Origin of the sequence: Pseudochrobactrum asaccharolyticum, assembly GCF_003314995.1 — a bacterium.
Lineage (GTDB): Bacteria > Pseudomonadota > Alphaproteobacteria > Rhizobiales > Rhizobiaceae > Pseudochrobactrum > Pseudochrobactrum asaccharolyticum.
This window is the reverse complement of the sequence record NZ_QNRH01000001.1, coordinates 176,784-189,254: the sequence shown is the minus strand read 5'-3', so window position 1 is coordinate 189,254 and position 12,471 is coordinate 176,784. Positions and strand designations below refer to the sequence as shown.

Here is a 12,471-nt window from a genome sequence, read left to right as displayed (position 1 = left end):
TGTTTACAGACGAAGTTCCGTAAACAGCATATTCAGGACAGGTGCTCAGAAAACAACCTAGTCCTGCAAATCTTCGCGATCTTTCACCACCATCAGCGTTGCTGTCATCGTGGCGATCAGTTTCACTTCGGTCTCACCAACCGCAAAAGCCTGTCCGTCGCTGACCATAATCGTACGTCCCTGCTTGGTCACATTACCGCGGAACAGAAAATGGTCACCTTTACCGGGCGCCAGCAGATTGACCTTGAACTCAATGGTCAGAACTGCGGCATCAGCCGGCATCATTGTTAGTGCGGAATAAGCACAAACCGAATCCAGCGCTGTTGACACAATGCCCGCATGCAAAAAACCATGCTGCTGTGTCAGATCTGCGCGAAATGGCAGTTCCACTTCAACCACACCCGGCTCGCAGCGGGTCAGCTGCGCACCAATCAGTTTCATCACGGCCTGCCGTGCGAAACTCTGCTCTACCCGTTCTTTGAAGTCCGGTTCTGCTATTCTCAGCGCCGACATTATTCCCCCATTCAGCAATTGCGTAACTGTGCAGCCATTGCCGGACATATAATCGCCATGGAACAGGAATCCAATCATCAAAACCGGATAGCATAATATTTTAAACTTTGCTTAGGTATTTCCGATGAAAAAAACAACTTTTTCTTTACTTATTGCCGGATTTTTATTGTTTCCACTCAGCCATGCTGTGGCTTCGAACTGCTCAATACGGCCATCTGACTTCGGCAAGCTGATCAGCAAGGCGGAAAAAGAGCTCAATCTGCCACCTGCTCCGCGCGCCCATCTGCACACGGAAGGCACCCTGCCCGGACAAGGAATTTTTGATCAGTCTTCCGCGGCCAAAGCCGATTTTCAACGCATGTATATTGACGCTCTGGCTTATAGTGCCGATGGCGATACACGCTTTCTCAAGAAAGCCAGAACCTATCTGCAAGAGTGGCAAAGCGTTTACAAACTAAACTTCAACCCTATTGATGAGACCCAGTTCGGCCAATTTATAAAAACATTTATACTGATAAGTACCAACCTCTCCCCTAAAGAGCGCCAGCAGACCGAAGCCTTTCTGCATAATCTGGCCGCAGGTTACAGCCAGAATATCAAAAGAACAGAGAACTCAGGACACAACGCCGGAAACGATAACTGGCAAAGCCATCGTATTAAACTTTTCACACTTGCAGCGGTTGCCCTTCATGACGCAGCGATGCTCAATCAAGCACAGGTATTTTTTGATGCACAGGTAGCCGGCAATATACGCCCCGATGGTTCAGTTAAGGATTATTATGAACGTGATGCTCTACACTACGTGACCTATGATCTTGAACCGCTGACAGAAGCCGCGATTGCCGCGCGCAGTGCCGGTCGTGACTGGCTTGACCGCCGCTCCACAACCGGCAGCACACTCAGAGCCGCAATTAATTGGCTGGTTCCCTATGCTGAAGGACGCAAAGAACACACTGAATTTGTTCATTCCAAAGTAAGGTTTGACCGTATCCGCAGAGAGGCCGGTGTCAAAGCGGAACAAATTGCCCTCTGGCCATCGTCAAACAGCATCAGATTATACTGGCTGGCTTCACAGCTTGACGATACTTACAAGCCTTTGGCCGCATCCTTTCAAGCCGATCCGCCTTTGGACACCCTCAGCTGCACGGAAAACCATAGAAAAACTTAGTTATTCTGTTGCAGCACAGCAATATAAAAACCGTCTGTATCCGTGGAAAGCGGCGAGAACACGGCACCGAAATCCGGATAATGCGGCTGCGTCTGATCGGTTACACCGCTCCACAGCTCCGCCATTGGCAGTGCTGTATAATCAGAGTTCTCGCTTAAGAAGCGGGCAACCTGCCGGTTATTCTCAGAGGCAAACAGCGAACAGGTCACATAGACCAGACGACCACCCGGCTTGACATAATGTTTTGCCGCTTCCAGCACTTGCATCTGGTCAGCAACGCGGCGTTCAAGCTGCACATCCGTCAAACGCCATTTGGCATCAGGGCGACGACGCCATGTACCGGAGCCGGTGCAAGGCGCATCAGTCAGCACAATATCCATCAGACCTTTGTAAGGTTCCAGATTTTCCGGCCGGTTATGTACCTGTGTATTACGCACGCCTGCGCGGCTCAGACGATCATGAATCGGATTAAGCCGCGAGCGCTCGGCATCATAGGCATGGATTTGCCCTTTATTCTGCATGGCAGCAGCCAGAGCCAGCGTTTTACCACCGGCACCAGCGCAATAATCCATCACCTGAAGACCAGGCTGCGCACCGACCAGCTTGGCAGCCAGTTGCGAGCCTAAATCCTGCACCTCATACCAGCCATCGAGGAATGCTTGTTCAGTCTGTACATTCGGGTGACGGCCAAGTGCCCGCAGAGGCGGAATACGCACGGCATCCGGCAGATAAGGCGCGGCTTCAGCACCGGCATTTTTCAAACCTTCAAGGGCGGCCAACACCTTTTCACGGTTGGTTTTCAGCGTATTCACGCGCAAATCAACCGGCGGGCGTGTCGCAAGCGCTGCCGCCTGCTCGACCCAGCCTTCACCAAACAGCAATGAGAATTCAGATACCCAGCTCTCAGCAATATCGGCACGAATATAATCCGGAGCATCTGCCAGATCGCGACTTTCCCAAGCCTGTGCCTGCTCTGGTTTCAGCGGTGCCGGTGCGAATTTATCTCCGGCGAGACTAGCTTCCAGCCATTCCGCGCCCATATCCGGATCGCTCAAGACTGAACCGTAAACCAGCGCGTGGGCATCCTGTGCATCCATACGCCAGCCAAGCGATAATTTACGGCGCAAAACGTCATAGACAATATTGCCGATCACGGCGCGGTCACCGGCTCCCGCAAAGCGGTGCGCAGCGCCCCAGTCTTTCAACGCATCGGAAGCAGCACGGCTCTGGCGTTCAATATCTTCCAGCACTTCTATTGCTGCCTGCAACCGTCCGCCAACCCGCATTATCATTCCTTTGCCATAACTGTTCTGCCTCGCATAACCCTGTGCGGCAGCAAATGGCAACATAAATCACACGCGACACAAAGGCACGACCGGATTTGGCGGCAAAAAACGACTTATTTCAACAGGGCATAACCCGTTGTATGACACTGCCCCAGGCCGCATTGTACAAAAACCGAAGCGGTATTAATTGCAGCGAGCAGCACAATATAAAGGCTGAAAACAACAGCCAACGAGCGCAGCGCCGGAAATTTTCTCAGTGATATGCGTCTGTTTTGACGCGCATCGCCCCAAAGCAGCATCTGAACAGCAAAAGCTGTAATCAGCGCCAGCGCAATCAGTACCGACCAGACCGGCATATGCAGTCCGAGAACGGCGGAGCCGATATATTCATGGCCTTCACGGGGGTAAATATCCAGCAAAGTCTGACGCACAGAAACAATCAGCAGGAAAATTGCGAATAACAAGCTGATACCGGAGTTTTGAAAACTAACCCCGTAGCGAAATTGCAAAACCAGACCAAAGCAAACGCCGAACATCGCAAGGCGCTGCAACAAACATAGCGGGCACGGCAATTCACCATCGCCATATTGATAGACCATTGCGGTTGTCAGAATAGCCGCAATCATAGCCATCATTGCCAGCAGATAAAGACGATGCAATTGCGTCCACAATTGCCGCTGCGATGGTTCCGGCATCATTGTTTGCTGCGTATGATTCACCATGCAAAATCTCCTGCCAAATCAAGCTTTAAAACTGCAGCCACGGCATGCTGTAGCCATATTCAGCGCTGTGAATTTCCCAAAGGAACTCTTTGGCTGCCAGCCCCAGACTGATTGCAACGCAGACCAGCGCAACTTTTCGCCAGCCGAACAATCCCAGAGCCAATGCAAGGAGCATAAAAAGAAAGATTACGAACATCATGGGATTTGACCTCTGCTATATGTCCGGCATTTCAGCACAATGGCTGTAAAGGTCAATTCTCCGGCAAAAAAATAAAATACCGCCGGACACTACCTCCGGCGGTATGTTCTCAGTGATTATAATTAATCACTCAGCGGCAGTCTGCTTTTCCTCATTGGAAATCGTATTGGCTTCATAGCCATGTGCTTCTTTGAGGGCTGCACGCACACCGGCTTCATAATCCGGATGGATCAGCTTAAAATGGCCGAGCTGACGCTCGATGATAAAGCCCGGAACCCCGCCCATTGCCGCAGCAATATTCGAGAACAGACGGCTCTTCTGACCGGCATCAAACAGATTAAATAAAGCACGCGGCTGTGAATAATCGTCATTGCCGATACGGTGGTCAAAGCGGTCAGCATTACCGGAAAGACGCAATGGCGGCTCTTTTGCCGATGGCTGCTCAACCGGACCATTGAACGAGTTCGGTTCGTAATAGGCATCAGAATTGCCCGTTGCAATCCCGCCGAATGTGTTCATCTGACCATCGCGGTGGTAGTGATGTACAGGGCAAACAGGCTTATTGACCGGAATTTGTTCGTAATGGGTGCCGAGACGATGACGATGGGCATCCGCATAAGAGAACACGCGCGCCTGCAACATCTTGTCCGGCGAATAGCCGATACCCGGCACGATATTTGACGGCGAGAAAGCAGCCTGCTCGATTTCCGCAAAATAATTATCAGCGTTACGATTCAGCTCCATAATACCGATATCCATCACCGGATAATCCGCATGCGGCCAGACCTTGGTCAAATCGAACGGGTTATAAGCTGTCTTATCCGCATCAAGCTCAGGCATGATCTGAACCTGCACCTTCCAGCGCGGGAACTCACCCTTTTCAATCGCTCCGAACAGATCAGCCTGCGTGGATTCGCGCGTCTGACCGACAATCTTTTCTGCTTCCCCATTGGTCCAATGTTTATGGCCCTGCATGGTTTTGAAGTGGAATTTCACCCAATAACGCTCACCGGCATCATTCCAGAAAGAATAAGTATGAGAGCCGTAACCATTGATGTGACGCACATCAGTCGGCAGACCGCGATCAGACATCAGGATTGTCACCTGATGCAGACTTTCCGGTGACAATGACCAGAAATCCCACATCGCTGTGGCAGACCGCATATTGGTTTTCGGATGACGCTTCTGCGTGTGAATGAAGTCAGGGAACTTCACCGGATCACGCACGAAGAAGACCGGCGTATTGTTGCCAACCAGATCCCAGTTGCCTTCTTCAGTATAGAACTTCAACGCAAAACCGCGCACGTCGCGCTCGGCATCTGCTGCACCAGCCTCACCGGCCACAGTGGAGAAACGTGCGATCATCGGGGTCTTGGCACCCGGCTGCAAAGCTTTGGCTTTGGTATATTTGGAAATGTCACCGGTAATGGTCAGCGTACCATGAGCACCCCATCCCTTGGCATGCACTGCACGCTCCGGAATACGCTCACGGTTCTGATGCGCCAGTTTTTCAATCAGCTGGTAATCAGTCATCAAAACCGGACCGCGTTCACCAGCGGTCAGGGAATTCTGGTTGTCCGGAATCGGTGAACCGGCGCTTGTAGTCATAATCGGACGATCGGCCATTGATGTACTCCCTTTAAATTACGGGCTCTGTTCTGAGCCATTCTTAAAAAGTCAGCATGAAAATATGACGGATACAGTTTTGCATTGAAGCAACTGCATCAGCCATAACACGAGATTATGTTACAATTCCCGTCAAACACTGCGACATGATGCGCTGGCGTCTGTTTCGGTGAAACTGTCATTTCATGCTCTTACCTCAAGATAGAACTATTCTAATCATAACTTCCAATTGCATTTTTTTAGATAGTTGATAGGATTTTCTTATCATGTTTACAGTCAAGCAAATGCGCTATTTTGATGCGCTCGCCACCCATCTGCATTTTCGCAAAGCTGCGGAAACAGTGTTTATTTCACAGCCCGCCCTCTCGGCGCAGATCGCGGAAATGGAAAATCTCGCCGGTAGTCCGCTGTTTGAGCGCGCCAATAAATCAGTTCTGCTCACAGAACTCGGCCAAACGCTCTGGCCGCGCATCAAGGTGATTTTACAGGAAATCCGTGCGCTGGAAGAACTGACCGAGCAGAAGAGTGGTATTTTACAATCACGGCTGCGGCTTGGCATCATCCCAACCATTGCCCCCTATTTATTGCCGGATCTCATTCAGTCTCTGAAACAGCAATATCCGGCTCTGACGCTGGAACTGCGCGAAGCACTGACCGACAAACTGCTGGAAGAATTGCGTAATGGCGAACTGGATGCCGTGATTGCCGCTATGCCGGTGCATGATCCCCATCTGACCAGCGCGCATTTGTTTGACGACCGGTTTCTGATTGCCACATCAGCCAATAATAATGATGTGCTGCCCTCACCGCTCACTCAGGGCAATGCGGCACTGGAAAAACTATTGCTGTTGGAAGAAGGGCATTGCCTGCGCGATCAGGCACTTGAGGTCTGCGCCATTCCGCGCGAAAGAACTTTGGTAAATTTCGGTGCAACCAGTATGGCCACGCTGCTGCAAATGGTCAGCAATGATATGGGACTGACACTGATACCGGAAATCGCTATCCGTTCCGAGGTTCCGCATAAACGCATCCGCATTATACCGTTCTCGGATGATTGCCCGAGACGTCAGGTTGGTCTGTTTTGGCGTAAACAGAGCTTGCGTTTAGCTGACTTTAACGCGCTGGTCGTTTGTGTAAGGCAGTGTACAGCAAAAATTATGCTACAGCCCGATGAATTCGCAAAATTACGTGATAATAGCAGCAACCTCAACTAAGCCAAAACTATTCGGGAAACTCCAGTTGGTATTTCAGCAGCATCAGTGCTGCAGCTCTGCTCAACCATATATCGCGCTCATCAGCCAGATCAGTTTTAAAGCGCGCGCCAACCTTGACATAAGCCGCCCATAACACCTGAGCTGCTTCGCTTTTCTGGGCAGAGTAAAGTCTTTCCATACGTTCAACTGTCATCTTGATCTGAATCAGATCAGGAATAATTGCCATCAATACATCCTCTATTGCGGGCAATAAAAAAGGCCGGTTAAACCGGCCTTTTTATATTCGACTTATACGCTGCCCGGATAGTTCGGGCTTTCACGGGTGATGGTCACACCGTGCGAATGGCTTTCACGCAAGCCCGCATTGGTAATGCGAACAAATGTTGCTTTTTCACGGAACTCTGGCAGTGTTTTTGCACCGACATAACCCATAGAAGCACGCAGACCACCGGCCAGCTGATGCAGGATATTGGCAACAGGGCCTTTATAGGCAACCTGACCTTCAATACCTTCCGGCACCAGTTTCAGCTCATCGCGCACTTCCGCCTGGAAGTAACGGTCAGCGGAACCGCGTGCCATCGCACCAACAGACCCCATACCGCGATAGGACTTATAAGAACGCCCCTGATGCAGGTAAACTTCGCCCGGGCTTTCTTCTGTACCAGCCAGTAATGAGCCGGCCATAGCAGCCGATGCACCGGCAGCCAGCGCTTTGGCGAAATCACCGGAGAATTTGATACCACCATCAGCGATAACCGGAATACCGGCTTTCTGAGCCACTTCAACAGCGCCCATAATCGCGGAAAGCTGTGGTACGCCAACACCGGCAACAATACGGGTGGTGCAGATCGAACCAGGTCCGATACCGACTTTAACCGCATCGGCACCGGCATCAATCAGAGCCTGTGTTGCCGCGCCTGTTGCTACGTTACCGGCAAGAATACGCACATCGGAAGACAGTTTCTTCATGCGGGTAACCGCATCGAGAACGCGCTGTGAGTGACCATGCGCAGTATCAACCACCAGCAGATCAACACCAGCTTCGATCAAACGTTCCGCCCGTTCAAAACCATCATCGCCAACGGAAGTTGCAGCAGCAGCACGCAGGCGACCCTGCGCATCTTTAGCGGCATTCGGGTTGAGCTGTGACTTTTCCATATCCTTAACGGTGATCAGACCGGTGCAGCGACCCTGCGCATCAACAACCAGCAGCTTTTCAATGCGGTGTTGGTGCAGAAGACGCTTGGCTTCTTCCTGATTAACGTTTTCACGCACGGTGACCAGATTTTCACGGGTCATCAGCTCGTAGATTTTCTGTGCAGGGTCAGAGGCAAAACGCACATCGCGGTTGGTCAGAATACCGACCAGACGACCCGGGCCTTTGACCGAGTTTTCAACAACCGGAATACCGGAAATACCGTGCATACGCATCAGTGCCTGTGCATCAGCCAATGTTGCGTCAGGGCCGATAGTGACAGGGTTTACAACCATGCCGGATTCGAATTTCTTAACGCGCAGAACAGCTTCTGCCTGCAATTCCGGTGTCAGGTTGCGGTGAATAACGCCGATACCGCCAGCCTGCGCCATAGCAATCGCCAAGCGGGACTCGGTCACTGTATCCATCGCTGCGGAAAGCAGCGGCAGGTTCAGTTCAATGCCTTCAGCAATAGTGGTGCGCAGATCGACCTGACCAGGCATAACCTCGGAATGACCGGGTTGCAGCAGGACATCATCAAAAGTCAGCGCGTAGGCGCCGGTGGATGATTCAACAATTTTCGCCATGGCCAATTCCTTTAAACAGGTAAAACACCCTGTGGGAGCAGAGGGTGCAACGACTCTTATCGTTTCAATTGAATTGGCAGCGGCTGGTAACACGGATATGACTTTTTGAAAAGACTATTCGTGAAAATCGCGTAAATTTTACCAGATACAGCTAAAATGACGGCTGAATTCCTGCCGTCCTGCCGGTGTAAAATGCAAGGCACGCCCCTGTTCGCGGCGCAACCAGTTGCGCTCCAGCATCATATCCAGCACAGCCGCCCCCAGCGCACCACCGAGATGGTGGCGGCGCTCACTCCAGTCCAGACAATGCAGACAAAGCGGACGACGTTTGCTTTCCAGCGGTTTCAGCTCAAGCCCTAATCCGCTGAAAAACTCCCGCCCTTCCGAAGTCAGCTGAAGTGCATCCTGCTCTGAGTGTTCAAGATAATTACGCGCCGTCAAACCATTGAAAAGCGTGACGCCCGCCTCGCCTGCCAGATGATCGTAGCAAATCCGCGCTTCCCGCAAGGCCGCATCTTTCGGCCCTGTACGAACCCGCACCGCACCGGTGCGTTGTGCCAGCCCCATCAGGGCTTCCAGCACCTGCGCCACATCCGCACCCGACAGGCGGAAATAGCGATGCCGCCCCTGTTTTTCAGCAGTGAGCAAACCGGCATCACTGAGTTTGGTGAGATGTCCGCTGGCGGTCTGCATAGTAACACCGGCTACACCTGCCAGTTCACTCACCGTCAAAGCACGCCCATCCATCAGCGCCGTGAGGATATTGGCGCGGGCGGGGTCACCGATCAAGGCGGCGACGGAAGCTATGACAGGGCCATCTTTCATAGTTCGATGATAGCCGAAACATCGATGCACAACAATAGCCTATTTACTGCCCTGACACAGCATAAGGAGCCTCCCCATGATCGCCGTTATTTTTGAAGTTTTTCCCGCCCGCGGACAGAAAAACACCTATCTGGACATTGCCGCCAGTTTGAAAAACGAATTGCAGCAGATTGACGGTTTTATCTCCGTCGAGCGTTTTCAGAGCCTGACTGATCCGGATAAAGTTCTCTCGCTCTCCTTCTTCCGCGATGAAGAGGCGGTGAAAAACTGGCGCTCAAGCTTCATCCATCGCTCGGCGCAAGCGGCAGGACGCAGCGGCGTTTTCTCTGATTACCGGCTGCGGGTGGCAGATGTTACCCGTGATTATGGCTTACACAGCCGCGCACAGGCACCGCAGGACAGCCGCAGCTTTCATCATGAGCGGGAACTGGCCTGACCGCAAAACATCAGCCTGCCCATTCACCACATTAGATGTCGCGTCCAGAACGATATCTCATCAAACTTGGCATACACTTTGGCCAGCATTGCAGTGATCTTCATCCACTATTCGCACATTTATTCATCTGGTGATTTATCTGGGAGGAAAATCCATGAGCAGTAACCGTGGTGTCGTTTATACGGGTCCGGGACAGGTTGAAGTACAGAATATCGCAGATCCGGTTTTTGCCGACCCGACGGGACGCAAGATCGAACATGCGGTGATCCTCAAAGTCATTACAACGAATATTTGCGGCTCTGACCAGCATATGGTGCGCGGACGCACCACAGCGGAAGCAGGTCTTGTTCTCGGCCATGAAATCACCGGTGAAGTGATTGAAAAAGGCTCGGACGTTGAAATGCTGGAAGTGGGCGATATCGTCTCCGTTCCGTTCAACGTGGCCTGCGGCCGCTGCCGCACCTGCCGTGCGCAGGATACGGGCGTGTGCCTCACCGTTAATCCGTCCCGCGCCGGTGGTGCCTATGGTTATGTGGATATGGGCGGCTGGATCGGTGGTCAGGCAAAATATGTCACGATTCCTTATGCAGATTTTAACCTGCTGAAAATTCCGGATCGTGACCGTGCGCTGGCCAAAATCCGTGATCTGACCATGCTGTCCGATATTCTGCCAACCGGCTTCCACGGTGCGGTTAAAGCCGGTGTCGGCGTTGGTTCCATCGTTTATGTGGCCGGTGCAGGCCCTGTCGGTCTGGCAGCCGCGGCTTCTGCCCGTATTCTCGGTGCGGCTGTGGTGATGATCGGCGATTTCAACAAAGAACGCCTTGCCCATGCCAAGAGAGTCGGCTTTGAGCCGGTTGATCTCTCAGCTTCCGACCGTCTCGGCGATTTAATTGCCGATATTACCGGCAGCAATGAAGTGGACAGTGCCATTGATGCTGTGGGCTTTGAAGCACGCGGCCATGCAGGCGGCGAGCAACCGGCCATTGTTCTCAATCAGATGATGGAAATCACCCGCGCAGCCGGCAACATCGGCATTCCGGGGCTCTATGTAACCGAAGATCCGGGCGCAGTGGACAAAGCCGCCAAAGTCGGCAGCCTTTCCTTACGCTTCGGCCTCGGCTGGGCAAAAGCACAGAGCTTCCACACCGGCCAGACCCCTGTGCTGAAATATAACCGCCAACTGATGCAAGCCATTCTCCATGACCGGCTGAATATTGCGGAAATCGTCAATGCACAGCTGATCTCGCTGGATGATGCACCGAAAGGCTATGAAAGCTTTGATCAGGGCGCCGCGAAGAAATTCGTCATCGACCCGCATGGCGATTTGCTGAAATCTGCCTGAATGTAAAATAAAACAAAAACAGCCCCGCATGATTGCTCATGCGGGGCTGTTTTTGTTTTTCATTCTATTTGGATGGAACTGCACCCAATCAATAAAAATCACCGTATATTTATCAGTTTCTTATCAAAGATAAAATGACTATTTTGTCATTGCTGCGGGAATCTGATTACAATGCAGTAAATGCTTAATTAGGGAGACCCTTCGCATGCACAAAATGAGACAGCCAATACTCCGTGCTGTTGCTACAATCAGTATGGCACTCACGCTTGGCAGCGCCACTGCTGCATGGTCAGCTGCCGGTCTGCCAGGGGGCGCTTCATCACTCACAGAAACCTACGGCAACTGGACGGTTACCTGCCTTGTTCAAAAACAGGGAGAAAACCAAAAGGTTCTCTGCTCCATGTCTCAGCAGCAAGTGGATGATAAAAGACAGCGTGCACTGGCCGTTGAAATCAGCCCTTCTGATAAAAACAGCGCAGCAGGTGCGTTCGTATTGCCATTCGGCCTGAATCTTGCTTCGGGCGCTACGCTGCAGATTGATGAAACACCTGCTGATAAGCCCCTTGCCTTTACAACCTGTCTGCCTGCCGGTTGCATTGTTCCGGTCAATTTTGATGCAGCGAAGGCTGATGCTCTTGGCAAAGGACAGAACCTCTCTGTGCTGGCGCAGGCTGTGGACGGCAACCCGATCAAGCTCAATGTACCGCTCGATGGTTTTTCCGCCGCTCTGAAACGCACCAGAGAATTGCTGAAATAAGTGATTTGCTATTTTTATCCGCAAAAAGCTCCGGCCATCCGGAGCTTTTTTGTTTCTGCTCAAGAATCAAAGAAATAAACGCTGATTCTTTGAACGGATAAAAATTCAGGGAAATATCAAAACAGAATCATACGAACGCGCTGCTTCCTTACGTGGAAAGCATTATATTGACTACCAGCGTGGCAATCATTGCAATATCGGATGCTTTTTGAGTGATAAAAAAGATTGGCTGGGGAACCTGGATTCGAACCAAGACTAACGGAGTCAGAGTCCGTCGTTCTACCATTAAACTATTCCCCAGCAACGCTGCTCTGAGAGAGCGAAGCGGTGACGCTTGCGGCGTCGTGGTGGTCATATAATTGATATTTTCACAAAAGCAAACCCTCTTTGCACTGTTTTCAATATATTTTTTTAAAAATCACAATTTTCTCCTTTCGCTTAATAATTTGCGCCCCTTGGTAAATCGTCAAAGGACTGTTACATTAAGGGCAACGTGAAATAGTCTGCACCATGCCTGCGTCCCTTACGGGTTCGCGCGGTGCCAAAAGGACAAAAACTTTGAAGAACCCCGATCTGCACACCCCAAAGGTGTCAATCA

General features: G+C 51.5%; 13 protein-coding genes and 1 tRNA gene. 5 read left to right on the top strand and 9 right to left on the bottom strand.

Translation table 11 applies throughout. The annotated features are described in order from the left end of the window. Positions 1-57 precede the first annotated feature (57 nt). Positions 58-513, bottom strand: coding sequence for a PaaI family thioesterase (locus tag DFR47_RS00815; protein WP_113943155.1), 456 nt, complete (start codon positions 511-513; stop codon positions 58-60). Between the two features lie 124 nt (positions 514-637). Between DFR47_RS00815 and DFR47_RS00810 the strand changes: the two genes are divergently transcribed. Continuing rightward, entirely contained in the window at positions 638-1,681 is a 1,044-nt protein-coding gene (locus DFR47_RS00810; RefSeq protein WP_113942527.1) for an alginate lyase family protein, read from the top strand. On the opposite strand, the gene DFR47_RS00805 is transcribed toward DFR47_RS00810, so the two are convergent. From DFR47_RS00805 to katA, 4 genes are all read right to left on the bottom strand, one after another. Then, the gene (locus tag DFR47_RS00805; RefSeq protein ID WP_113943154.1) at positions 1,678-2,967 is read right to left on the bottom strand and encodes an RsmB/NOP family class I SAM-dependent RNA methyltransferase; all 1,290 of its coding nucleotides are present in this window, start codon (positions 2,965-2,967) and stop codon (positions 1,678-1,680) included. The genes DFR47_RS00810 and DFR47_RS00805 overlap by 4 nt on opposite strands. A 113-nt stretch (positions 2,968-3,080) precedes the next feature. Next, complete coding sequence (locus tag DFR47_RS00800; RefSeq protein WP_374788366.1) at positions 3,081-3,665, bottom strand: disulfide bond formation protein B; 585 nt, start codon at positions 3,663-3,665, stop codon at positions 3,081-3,083. Positions 3,666-3,714: 49 nt separating this feature from the next. Further along, a complete protein-coding gene (locus DFR47_RS21675; RefSeq protein WP_170137412.1) occupies positions 3,715-3,888 on the bottom strand; it encodes a hypothetical protein in 174 nt (57 codons plus the stop codon). Positions 3,889-4,014: 126 nt separating this feature from the next. Then, positions 4,015-5,514: a catalase KatA gene (katA, locus tag DFR47_RS00795; protein WP_113942526.1), complete on the bottom strand. Its 1,500-nt coding sequence runs from the start codon at positions 5,512-5,514 to the stop codon at positions 4,015-4,017. Between the two features lie 266 nt (positions 5,515-5,780). On the opposite strand from katA, the gene DFR47_RS00790 reads away from it, so the two are divergent. Then, positions 5,781-6,728 (top strand): hydrogen peroxide-inducible genes activator, encoded by a 948-nt coding sequence (locus tag DFR47_RS00790; RefSeq protein ID WP_113942525.1) that lies wholly within the window; start codon positions 5,781-5,783, stop codon positions 6,726-6,728. Between the two features lie 7 nt (positions 6,729-6,735). Here the strand turns inward: DFR47_RS00790 and DFR47_RS00785 are convergent, their stop codons facing one another. From DFR47_RS00785 to DFR47_RS00775, 3 genes are all read right to left on the bottom strand, one after another. Further along, entirely contained in the window at positions 6,736-6,954 is a 219-nt protein-coding gene (locus DFR47_RS00785; RefSeq protein WP_113942524.1) for a hypothetical protein, read from the bottom strand. Positions 6,955-7,016: 62 nt separating this feature from the next. Further along, the gene (gene guaB / locus DFR47_RS00780) at positions 7,017-8,510 is read right to left on the bottom strand and encodes an IMP dehydrogenase (protein ID WP_113942523.1); all 1,494 of its coding nucleotides are present in this window, start codon (positions 8,508-8,510) and stop codon (positions 7,017-7,019) included. 138 nt (positions 8,511-8,648) lie between these two features. After that, positions 8,649-9,335, bottom strand: a complete 687-nt coding sequence (locus tag DFR47_RS00775; RefSeq protein ID WP_113942522.1) for an ArsR/SmtB family transcription factor — start codon at positions 9,333-9,335, stop codon at positions 8,649-8,651. Positions 9,336-9,411: 76 nt separating this feature from the next. Between DFR47_RS00775 and DFR47_RS00770 the strand changes: the two genes are divergently transcribed. The 3 genes from DFR47_RS00770 to DFR47_RS00760 all read left to right on the top strand — a co-directional run bounded on the left by DFR47_RS00770 (position 9,412) and on the right by DFR47_RS00760 (position 11,873). After that, positions 9,412-9,771, top strand: a complete 360-nt coding sequence (locus DFR47_RS00770) for an antibiotic biosynthesis monooxygenase family protein (RefSeq protein ID WP_113942521.1) — start codon at positions 9,412-9,414, stop codon at positions 9,769-9,771. Positions 9,772-9,925: 154 nt separating this feature from the next. Further along, a complete protein-coding gene (gene fdhA, locus DFR47_RS00765; RefSeq protein WP_113942520.1) occupies positions 9,926-11,116 on the top strand; it encodes a formaldehyde dehydrogenase, glutathione-independent in 1,191 nt (396 codons plus the stop codon). Positions 11,117-11,321: 205 nt separating this feature from the next. Next, entirely contained in the window at positions 11,322-11,873 is a 552-nt protein-coding gene (locus DFR47_RS00760; RefSeq protein ID WP_113942519.1) for an invasion associated locus B family protein, read from the top strand. Between the two features lie 226 nt (positions 11,874-12,099). Here the strand turns inward: DFR47_RS00760 and DFR47_RS00755 are convergent. Next, positions 12,100-12,173, bottom strand: a tRNA-Gln gene (locus tag DFR47_RS00755). Between the last annotated feature and the right edge of the window lie 298 nt (positions 12,174-12,471).

Coding starts and splice junctions, on each gene's coding strand:
- DFR47_RS00815 (WP_113943155.1), bottom strand. CDS start 513: ATGTCGGCGCTGAGAATAGCAGAACCGGACTTCAAAGAACGGGTAGAG.
- DFR47_RS00810 (WP_113942527.1), top strand. CDS start 638: ATGAAAAAAACAACTTTTTCTTTACTTATTGCCGGATTTTTATTGTTT.
- DFR47_RS00805 (WP_113943154.1), bottom strand. CDS start 2,967: ATGCGGGTTGGCGGACGGTTGCAGGCAGCAATAGAAGTGCTGGAAGAT.
- DFR47_RS00800 (WP_374788366.1), bottom strand. CDS start 3,665: ATGATGCCGGAACCATCGCAGCGGCAATTGTGGACGCAATTGCATCGT.
- DFR47_RS21675 (WP_170137412.1), bottom strand. CDS start 3,888: ATGATGTTCGTAATCTTTCTTTTTATGCTCCTTGCATTGGCTCTGGGA.
- katA (WP_113942526.1), bottom strand. CDS start 5,514: ATGGCCGATCGTCCGATTATGACTACAAGCGCCGGTTCACCGATTCCG.
- DFR47_RS00790 (WP_113942525.1), top strand. CDS start 5,781: ATGTTTACAGTCAAGCAAATGCGCTATTTTGATGCGCTCGCCACCCAT.
- DFR47_RS00785 (WP_113942524.1), bottom strand. CDS start 6,954: ATGGCAATTATTCCTGATCTGATTCAGATCAAGATGACAGTTGAACGT.
- guaB (WP_113942523.1), bottom strand. CDS start 8,510: ATGGCGAAAATTGTTGAATCATCCACCGGCGCCTACGCGCTGACTTTT.
- DFR47_RS00775 (WP_113942522.1), bottom strand. CDS start 9,335: ATGAAAGATGGCCCTGTCATAGCTTCCGTCGCCGCCTTGATCGGTGAC.
- DFR47_RS00770 (WP_113942521.1), top strand. CDS start 9,412: ATGATCGCCGTTATTTTTGAAGTTTTTCCCGCCCGCGGACAGAAAAAC.
- fdhA (WP_113942520.1), top strand. CDS start 9,926: ATGAGCAGTAACCGTGGTGTCGTTTATACGGGTCCGGGACAGGTTGAA.
- DFR47_RS00760 (WP_113942519.1), top strand. CDS start 11,322: ATGCACAAAATGAGACAGCCAATACTCCGTGCTGTTGCTACAATCAGT.